Origin of the sequence: Streptococcus sp. oral taxon 431 (assembly GCF_023115445.1) — a bacterium.
Taxonomy (GTDB): Bacteria; Bacillota; Bacilli; order Lactobacillales; family Streptococcaceae; genus Streptococcus.
Genome location: NZ_JALDUI010000025.1, coordinates 762 through 10,952 on the forward strand (window position 1 = coordinate 762; position 10,191 = coordinate 10,952).

Consider the following 10,191-nt stretch of genomic DNA (forward strand, 5'->3'; position numbering starts at 1 on the left):
GTAGCTGAAGAAGTTAAGAAAGCTAACCCAACTGCGACAGATGTTAAAGTTAACAATGACGGATCAGTATCTGTAACTTACCCAGATGGATCAGTGGCGACATTAACACCAGTGAAGACAGTTAAAGAGTCTGAAGCAAATGGAGCTAAAGTACCAGCTCTTACTCCAGTAGTAGATCCTAACAACTTGACAGATGCAGAAAAAGCTAAAGTAGCTGAAGAAGTTAAGAAAGCTAACCCAACTGCGACAGATGTTAAAGTTAACAATGACGGATCAGTATCTGTAACCTTTGCGGACGGATCAGTAGCAACAATTGCAGCTAATAAAGTTGTTAAAGAAGCTACTAAAGAGTCATCTGCTCAAGCACCATCTAAGAAAGCAGGAGCGAAAGAATTGCCAAACACTGGTACTAAACAATCTAACGCTTCACTTGGACTAGCACTTCTTGCAGCAGTGACAGGAGGACTCCTTATCTCTAAAAAACGTAAGGAAGAAGAGTAAACCATTACTCGGATAAAGCAAATCTTAGAATCTTGATTCTATGAGATTGCTAGAAAAGAAGCTGGGTAAAAACTCACTTCTAAATATCAAAACAACGAGCATTTCCATAGTTGGAGATGCTCGTTGTTTCTTATTATTTTCATAAAAACTCTTGTGTATGAAATTGAAAATAATAGGAAGTTGAGAATGCTTGATAAACAGTATCCACTGATAAGAATCTTGTTAACGGTATGTAGCGTAAAATAATTTCAAGAGGCAAACAAAATCCTTGTTTATTGGAGGGAAATTCGATAAAATAGAAAGGATTTAATATTTTATTATAAAGGAAAAAGTTAAGTGATGAAACATCAATTTTACGGAGAAAAGCGCCAGCGTTTTTCTTTTAGAAAGTTATCAGTAGGTCTGATATCAGCGACTATTGGAAGCTTCTTTTTGGGTTCTGTAGTTGGGACTAGTACACAGCCTGTTGAAGCAGCAGAGTTACCAGCGAATCAAGCTGTTCAGATTCACTATAAGTATGTTATGGAATCAGAATTGACAGATACTGAAAAGGCGATGGTTGTTAAGGAACTTCCAAAATTTGTAGAGGAAAGTACAGATGCATACTACTTGGTTTATCGTCCTAAAAAAGAAGGAAGATTGATAGGAAACTTACCAAGTACTGGCTACTCTGGTATGTGGGAAGCAATCTTTGCAACAGCTGGTATTGTTCTTGCGGTCTTGGTAATTTCTAAGGGGAAAAACGGGAAAAGATATCTATCTTCGATTTTATTGGTGACTGGACTAGGATCCATTCTTCTTTCTCCTTCAATACTTGCAGTTACAAATATTGAGCTAGCTGCTTATAATCAGCTTTTAAATTTGGAGCTAGGAGAGCAACTACCTCAACCCTTGAACATTGAAGATTTTGAATACATTGGTTATCTGAAGAATCAGGCTATTTTGAAAAATTCTCTGGAGCAAGGTGAAGAATCTAAGCATAAAGCTAATCAGACTGTGAATCAATCAGTGGACGGTTCTGAAAATGACAAAGCGGTGGCAGTATCAAAAGCAGATAGTTCAGAGAAGTCGACAGATGAAAAACTGGAGCTTGTCAATGGAGCAAACCGAGTGCCGTCGGGAAGCTCAATTTATGATCGCTCTGAGTTACAATTATCTAGTCAAGATGAAAGTCAAACACAAGTCGTTGCTTATCAGACAGAATATCGCTATTCGGATAATCTTGTTAAGGGTCAAACAAAGACCATTCAGGTGGGTGTACCAGGGGAACGTACAGTGATTACTCGTCGTTACAGTGCTAATCAGAAGGTGATAAAATCTGAGTTGGTGTCTGATCAAGTGACAGTCCAACCTATTTCAGAGATTATTCTGGTGGGCACAGCAGAAAGTAATCAATTACTTAAAGAATCTCCTGTTCACGACTTGCCAGAGTACCCAGCTCCCGTTCATGAAGTTCCAGAATATACAGATTCAGTAGGGACGGTAGGTATAGAACCCGCCCTCGTTCACGAAGTCCCAGCCTACACAGAATCAGTAGGGACGGTAGGTACAGAACCTGTTCCGGTACATGACGTTCCCGAGTACACAGATTCAGTAGGTACATCTGGTGACGAACCAGCCCCTGTTCACGACGTTCCAGAATATACAGAATCAGTCGGCACAGCAGGCGACGCCCCAGCCCCCGTACATGACTTGCCGGAGTATACAGATCCAGTCGGCACAGCAGATACAGAATCCGCTCCCGTTCACGAATTGCCGGAGTATACATCCCCTGTCGGCACAGCAGGCGACAATCCCGCCCCGGTTTATGACTTACCAGAGTATACAGAACCAGTCGGCACAACTGGCGAAGAACCCGCCCTAGTTCACGATGTTCCCGAGTATACAGAAACAGTCGGCACATCTGGTGACGCACCCGCCCCAGTTCATGAATTACCAGAGTATACAGAAACAGTCGGCACAGCAGGCGACGCCCCAGCTCCGGTTCATGAGGTTCCCGAGTATACAGATCCAGTCGGCACGGCAGGTACAGAACCCGCCCCGGTTTATGACTTGCCAGAGTACACAGAACCTGTTGGTACAGCAGGCGACGAACCCGCTCCCGTTCATGAAGTTCCAGAGTACGCAGAACCAGTAGGCGCAGCAGGTGCAGAACCCGCTCCGGTTCACGAATTGCCAGAGTATACAGATTCGTTGGGCACAGCCGGTGAAGCTCCAGCTCCAGTTCATGATATTCCAGAATATACAGATCCTGTAGGCACAGCTGGTGAAGACTCAGCTCTGGTTCACGAACTGCCAGAGTACACAGATTCAGTCGGCACAGCAGGCGACGAACCCGCTCTGGTTCACGAATTGCCAGAGTATACAGATTCGTTGGGCACAGCTGGTGACGATCCATCCCCAGTTCACGAATTCCCAGAATATACAGATCCAGTCGGCACAGCTGGTACAGATCCATCCCCCGTTCATGAATTACCAGAGTACCCAGAATCAGTCGGCACAGTTGGTGACGAACCTGCCCCCGTTCATGAAGTCCCAGAATATACAGACCCAGTCGGCACAGCAGGTGCTGAACCAGCTCTAGTTCACGAAATCCCAGAATATACAGATTCAGTCGGCACAGCAGGCGACGATCCAGCCCTGGTTCATGAATTACCAGAGTATACAGAACCAGTCGGCACAGTGGGTGACGCACCCGCTCCAGTTTACGAAATTCCCGAGTATACAGAACCAGTCGGCACATCTGGTGTAGAGCCTACACCAGTTCATGAGGTTCCCGAGTACACAGACCCAGTCGGCACAGCAGGTGACGAACCTGCTCCGGTTCATGACTTGCCAGAGTATACAGACCCAGTCGGCACAGCAGGTGACGAACCCGCTCCAGTTCACGACGTTCCAGGTTACACAGATTCAGTAGGCACAGCAGGCGACGATCCAGCCCCTGTTCATGAATTACCAGAGTATACAGAATCAGTAGGCACAGCAGGCGACGGTCCAGCCTCAGTTTATGAATTACCAGAGTATACAGACCCAGTCGGCACAGCTGGCACAGAGCCTACACCAAGTTTTGACCTTCCTGAGTTAGAGCTTAGCTATGTAGATGAAACGAGAGTTGAAAAAGTAGCCTTTAAGATTGAGGAGCAGTATACTGATGAGTTGGTCAAGGATTCACGTATTGTAAGTGTTCCTGGAGTGGAAGGTGAGCGTACAATCAAAACTAGGGTCTACTATTCAAATAATCAAGAATTGGATCGTCTAGAATTATCTAATGAAGAAACCTTGCCACCAGTGACTCAGATTGTTAAGATTGGAACAGCAAGTCCGTTTATGATTCCAAATGATGCTCCAAAGGTTGAAGCATTGGATGAATTTGATTTAATTCCTCTCTACAATCTATTGTCGGAAGCAGAGCAAGTTAAATCACAGGCACGTTATTTTAACGATATCTCAACTCGCCAAATTAGTTACGACTCGGCACTCCTTAAAGGTCAAGAATTATTGACGCAATCAGAAGCTAGCCAAGAGCAAGTCAACCAAGCAGTTGCAAGCATTGAGAATGCGAAAGAGCAATTACAGGGCCCAGATGTCACTAAGGTAGCTTTACAAACAGAATACCGAGAAAGTCAAGACATCCAGGATAGCTTCAAATACAAAAATGCTGACTCAGATAAAAAAACAAACTTTACAAGAGAATTTGCAAATGCAGAGACAGTTTTAGCAAATCGACTAGCTAGCCAAGTTCAAGTTGATCAAGCCTTGGCGAACTTGACAGCAGCCAGAACGGCTCTAAATGGAGTTGCAAAAGTTAGACCAAATCTAAGTATCCTCAGTCTTACAGAAAATCCAGAAGATCGTTCTGTTACGGTTCAGTACAACCTGACTGATGAAACTCAATCATTACGGACAGCTACAGCAGAATTATATGAAGGTGACCAGCTTGTACGCTCACTTCCGATTACGAATTTTGCAGGCAGTCTCAAGATTGGTGATTTGGATCATTATACAGATTATACTTTGAAGACAAAATTAACCTACGAATTAGATCAAGGTCAGGTTACAGACTTTGAAAAGGACAGTCGTCAATTTGAACTCGAGTATAAGAAAATTTCTATCCGAAATGTAGAATCCGTTGAATTCTACAGCAAGGAAAATGATCAGTATAAACGCTTGATTTCTATGAACGCAGTTCCAAGCGATTTGTCAAATTACTTTGTCAAAGTTAAGTCTGCTGAGTCGAAAGAAATGCTCCTTCCAGTTCAGAGTGTTGCTGAAAGCACTAAAGATGGTAGGGAAGTTTATAAGGTCACTGTATCTCTGCCTGAGCTTGTGCAAGAAAGTGAAACAGGTTATAAACCAGGATATGACTTCTACATCAGCAAGTCTCATTCAAATCAGCAAGGTGTTTATACTAGTTTTGCAAGTCTGTTAGAAGCGATGAAGAGCAACATGGCAGGCAACTATGTGCTAGGAGCTGATTTAGATGCTAGTGAAGTAAGCTTGGCAGCAAGCGATTATGTTTATCTACGAAATAACTTTACAGGTAGCCTTACAGGTAGTCATAATGGTAAACAGTATGCTATTTACAACCTAGCCAAGCCTTTGTTTGAAAATCTCAAGAGTGGTGCAAGGATTACAAATATCGATTTGAAGGATGTCAATATCGTTGGGACTTATGATTCTGCAAGCTTGGCCCGTTCTGCGGAAAATGCTCACATTCAAGACGTATCTGCTCAAGGGCGAGTAGCTGTTGTAGGAAATGCCAGTCAGGTTGCAGGGCTAGTGGTTGTTGCAACTAACACGCAAATCACAAATAGTTCCTTTACAGGTACTATCCAGACTAATGATAAGCAAAGCAAAGCCTATAATGTTGGAGGTTTAGTCGCAAATCTGAAAGGAAATGCTTCCCTGCTGACACAAAGTAGAGCAGATGTTACGATTTTAGCGAGTGCCAAGACTAATGAGCAACGCTTTGGTGGTTTAGTCGGAAGATTAGAAGCCAATGCTCGTATCACTAATTCCTATGCATCAGGGAAAATTCAGAACTCAACCAAGAATGGCCAAATTGGTGGAGTAGTTGGTTCAAATTACTACAATGGTTTGATTGACAACGTCTTGAGTAATGTTAGTGGATCAAGAGTCTATAGTATTTCTGGCGATCAAGGTTATAAAAATGACCGTATCACCAATGCTTATGCAGTCGAAGGAATTGAAACTCTAGCAGAAGATCCATTTGCTAGCTCTAAGCTTAGTCTTGAACAAGCCCAAGACAAGCTAGAAGAGTTTGGAATCACGACAAGCCTGGACGACACTAATCTGAACCTCTATGCAGTAGATTATAGTAAGGCGAAGAAAGTAGACAACAACCGTGCTATAGCTTACGTAAATATGGAAAAACTTCTGCCATTCTATAATAAGGAAACAATCGTAGCTTATGCCAATAAGCTAGCAGAGGATCATAAGCTCAACACTAGCTACTTGCTCGATGTAGTTCCGATGAAAGATCAGCAGATCATCACGGATATTCATGGAAATAAGACAGGCATCAATCGTCTCATGCTTCATTACGAAGACAATACCATTCAGTATCTAGAAGTTACCTATAAGGGAGACTTTAAAAATAAGGCTATCGCAGAATATACCATCAAGGACTTGAATCTTCTCTATACTCCGGAAGCCTTCCTATCTGACTATAGCAAGATTCTCACCAAAGTTTTACCAGAGTTGAATAAGGTAGTTTTAGATTCAGCTGCTGTGAGAACGGTCTTAGGTATAAATGCAGAAACTTCTCTGGATGATCTTTATTTGGATAAAGCCTTTGATCAAGTCAAGGCCAACTTGTCTATGGAGTTACGTAAGGTTCTGGCAATGGACAAGTCCATCAATACCGAGGGAACTGTAGTAGCTGATTATATCGCTAAGAAAATTACCGATAATAAAGAGGCCTTTCTAATAGGTTTAACCTACCTAAATCGTTGGTATAACATCAATTATGACACCATCAATGTTAAAGATTTATCTGCCTATAAGTTTGATTTCTTTGGTAATAACGATGCGTCTACACTAGACACGATCATTGCCTTAGGTCGCTCTGGTTTTGAAAATCTCAAAGCCAAAAATACTTATCAAACCTATGATACTTCCTTGTCAGAGGCAACTGGTAAGCGAGGTTTATTCAATTATCTTGAAAGTTACCGAAATCTTTTCTTGCCGTATAAGACTAATAACGAATGGCTTAAGGATAATACAAAAGCATATATTATCGAGGCTAAGTCGGACATTGCAGAAGCTAAGGCTCTCCAAGACAATGCAAACGATAAGAGTAAGTACTCTGTCGGAGTTTATGATAAGATTACATCTGACAACTGGGAACATAAGGGAATGTTGCTACCACTTTTGACCATGACTGAAAAGGGTGTCTACATCATTTCCAATATGTCTACCATCTCTATGGGAGCTTATGATCGTTACCGAGATATTGTTGATGGGAAGGTCCGTACAGATGCAGAACTTGCTAGCTATGTTGAAGATCGAGTGAGAAAGTCAGCTGAATGGCAGAGAGACCATTACGATTTTTGGTACAAGATTTTAAGTGATGAAAGCAAGGATAAACTCTTCCGTTCTGTCTTGGTTTATGATGGTTTTGCTCTCAAAGATAAGAATGGTCAAAGATATTGGGCCCAACCACATGACAAGCAGTCCACTGCAATGCAGGAATTCTTTGGACCAGCTGGTAAGTGGTATCCAAGCAAGGGCTATAATGCTTACGCAACAGGAAGTATGACCCATTTTGACAATGCTCGTCTGCTAGAAGATTACGGAAACTCTGTTTATACACACGAGATGACACACAACTCTGATGGAGCCATTTATTTTGAAGGCTTTGGTCGTCGTGAAGGTCTAGGGGCAGAACTTTACGCTCGTGGTCTTTTACAATCTACACCAAGTCCAGATGAAGCGACAATCACCCTCAATACTCTATTCAAGGTTGATAAGGATTCTAAGACACGTCTCCATACTTATAACTTTAAAGAGCGCGTTCAGAATGAAGCAGACCTAAAAGATTACGTTCATGGTATGTTTGATATGATCTATACGCTTGATTACCTAGAAGCAAGCTCTATCTTGAAGCAGACAGATGAAGCCAAGATGAAGTGGTTTAGAAAAATGGAAAACTACTACATTACTGATAAGTATGGCAAACAAACCCATGCTGGTAACCAGACACGGACCTTCACTGCTGAAGAGATTAAGAAACTAAAAACTTTTGAATCCTTGATTGACAATGATGTCATTACTCGTCGTGAAAACAAGGATAGTGGCAAGTATGCACGAAATGGTTATCTCAGTCTCAGTCTATTCTCTCCAATTTATTCAGCGCTTAGCAATCCAACTGGTGCGCCAGGTGATGTCATGTTCCGTCGTACAGCCTATGAGTTGCTGGCAGCTAAGGGCTATCATGAAGGATTTATCCCATATGTATCTGGTAAATTGTCAGAAGAAGCTCTGAAAGAGGGAAGCGCAACTTGGGATGGATGGCTCGGAAGAGATGTTGGTCTAGTGACAGATCAGAAGGTTTTGGAAAATGTCTTCAAAGGTGAGTATGACTCTTGGGCAGCCTTTAAGAAGGCCATGTACCAAGAGCGGATTGACAAATTGACAAAATTGAAGCCGATCACCATTGAATATGAACTCAGAAACCCAAATAGTACGAAGCAAGTAACTATTCGATCTTATAAAGATATGCAAAGGCTAATGGATGAGGCGACAGCAGAGGATGTTCGTAATATTGACAATGCTACAAGCCGCGTCGAAGCTAGCTGGGTTAACTTACTGAAGAAAAAGATTTATAATGCTTATCTTCGTACAACAGATGACTTCCGTCAGTCTATCTTTACCAAATAAGCTGCAGTATTACTTTAAAAAGTAGCATTATCCCTAGGTCTAAAAGGACTTAGGGATTTTTGTTCTGGAAATTCATATATAACAAATTGAGTTTAGAATAGTACATCATAGTTTTTTTAAAGCATTGTTAGAAATTACTTTAAAATTACCTCATCAATTTGTCCATATTCTATTTCAATCTACTATAAAAAAAGGAATTTATAGCAGGTTGAATCTATAATAGTACATTACGACTGCTAAAAATATTTCTAGAAATTAGTTTGACTTTCCTAATTGAATTGTTCATACTTTATTTCAATTTACTATATGAATCAAGGAAAATAAAGTGCCACTGATGATATTGTGGTCTACTTGGAAAAGCTTTGAATTTAACTTAAAATATGGTAGAATAACAATTATTAAAATTTGAAGGAGACATTTATGAAGACAAAAACACTAGCGCAAATTTCTGGAATTATTGGGACTATCTCAGGCTCGCTCTTGGCAATTTTGCCAGTCGTAATATTAATGGTTGCATCTATTTTTGCGAATGAAGATTTTGCAGGAGTAGTTTTAGCGATTATCTTCATTGTTTTTACCTTAGTAAAAATCGCAACTCTCATTCTTGGAATTCTCTCTCTAATCTACTATAAGGATGATAAGCGCATATCAATGGCGCCATCTGTTTTGTTAATCGTTGGTTCTGTAGTAGGACTGATTCCATTTTTAGGCTGGATTGGTGGTATCGTCATTGTCATCGGTGGCGCCCTATTCCTAACAAGTTTGAAACAATTTCAAGTTCAAGAATAGTTGATCATTGAGAGGTGGGGGACTCACCTCTTCTCTTTTTAGTCGATTTTGACTAGCTTTTTTGTGAAAAATTGTGTAAAATAGAATAGATAAACGAGGGAAACCTCGGAAAATAAAAGGAGTATCCATCAAATGGTAAAATTGGTTTTTGCTCGCCACGGTGAGTCTGAATGGAACAAAGCTAACCTTTTCACTGGTTGGGCTGATGTTGATTTGTCTGAAAAAGGAACACAACAAGCGATTGACGCTGGTAAATTGATCAAAGAAGCTGGTATCGAATTTGACCAAGCTTACACTTCAGTATTGAAACGTGCGATCAAAACAACTAACTTGGCTCTTGAAGCATCTGACCAATTGTGGGTTCCAGTTGAAAAATCATGGCGCTTGAACGAACGTCACTACGGTGGTTTGACTGGTAAAAACAAAGCTGAAGCAGCTGAACAATTTGGTGATGAACAAGTTCACATCTGGCGTCGTTCATACGATGTATTGCCTCCAGCAATGGATCGAGACGATGAGCACTCAGCTCACACTGATCGTCGTTACGCTTCACTTGACGACTCAGTTATCCCAGATGCTGAGAACTTGAAAGTAACTTTGGAACGTGCCCTTCCATTCTGGGAAGATAAAATCGCTCCAGCTCTTAAAGATGGTAAAAACGTATTCGTAGGAGCACACGGTAACTCAATCCGTGCTCTTGTAAAACACATCAAAGGTTTGTCAGATGACGAAATCATGGACGTGGAAATCCCTAACTTCCCACCATTGGTATTCGAATTCGACGAAAAATTGAACGTAGTTTCTGAATACTACCTTGGTAAGTAAAAAATTGTAAGTCTAGGATTGATTTATATCGATTTCAAAAAGTTACACAAATAATTCAAGCGAAGGATTTGGTTCTGTCTTGCACAGAGCTGAGTCCTTTTCTACCATTTGTCAAGTATATCAAGGTATTTGATGAAAAATAGTTTGATTTCCATAGTCAAACTAAGGAAATTG

The 10,191-nt window shown here is 41.1% G+C and carries 4 protein-coding genes; all 4 read left to right on the forward strand.

The features are described 5' to 3' along the window. On the forward strand, positions 1–501 hold a 501-nt coding region (locus M1R56_RS09635), incomplete at its 5' end, for an LPXTG cell wall anchor domain-containing protein (RefSeq protein WP_248036002.1). A gap of 339 nt (positions 502–840) precedes the next feature. Next, entirely contained in the window at positions 841–8,403 is a 7,563-nt protein-coding gene (locus M1R56_RS09640) for an SIALI-17 repeat-containing surface protein (RefSeq protein WP_248036003.1), read from the forward strand. A 420-nt stretch (positions 8,404–8,823) separates the two neighbouring features. Next, on the forward strand, positions 8,824–9,192 hold the full coding sequence (locus M1R56_RS09645) for a hypothetical protein (RefSeq protein ID WP_248036004.1): 369 nt from the start codon (positions 8,824–8,826) through the stop codon (positions 9,190–9,192). Positions 9,193–9,324: 132 nt separating this feature from the next. Continuing rightward, on the forward strand, positions 9,325–10,017 hold the full coding sequence (locus M1R56_RS09650) for a phosphoglycerate mutase (RefSeq protein ID WP_045763384.1): 693 nt from the start codon (positions 9,325–9,327) through the stop codon (positions 10,015–10,017). Positions 10,018–10,191 lie beyond the last annotated feature (174 nt).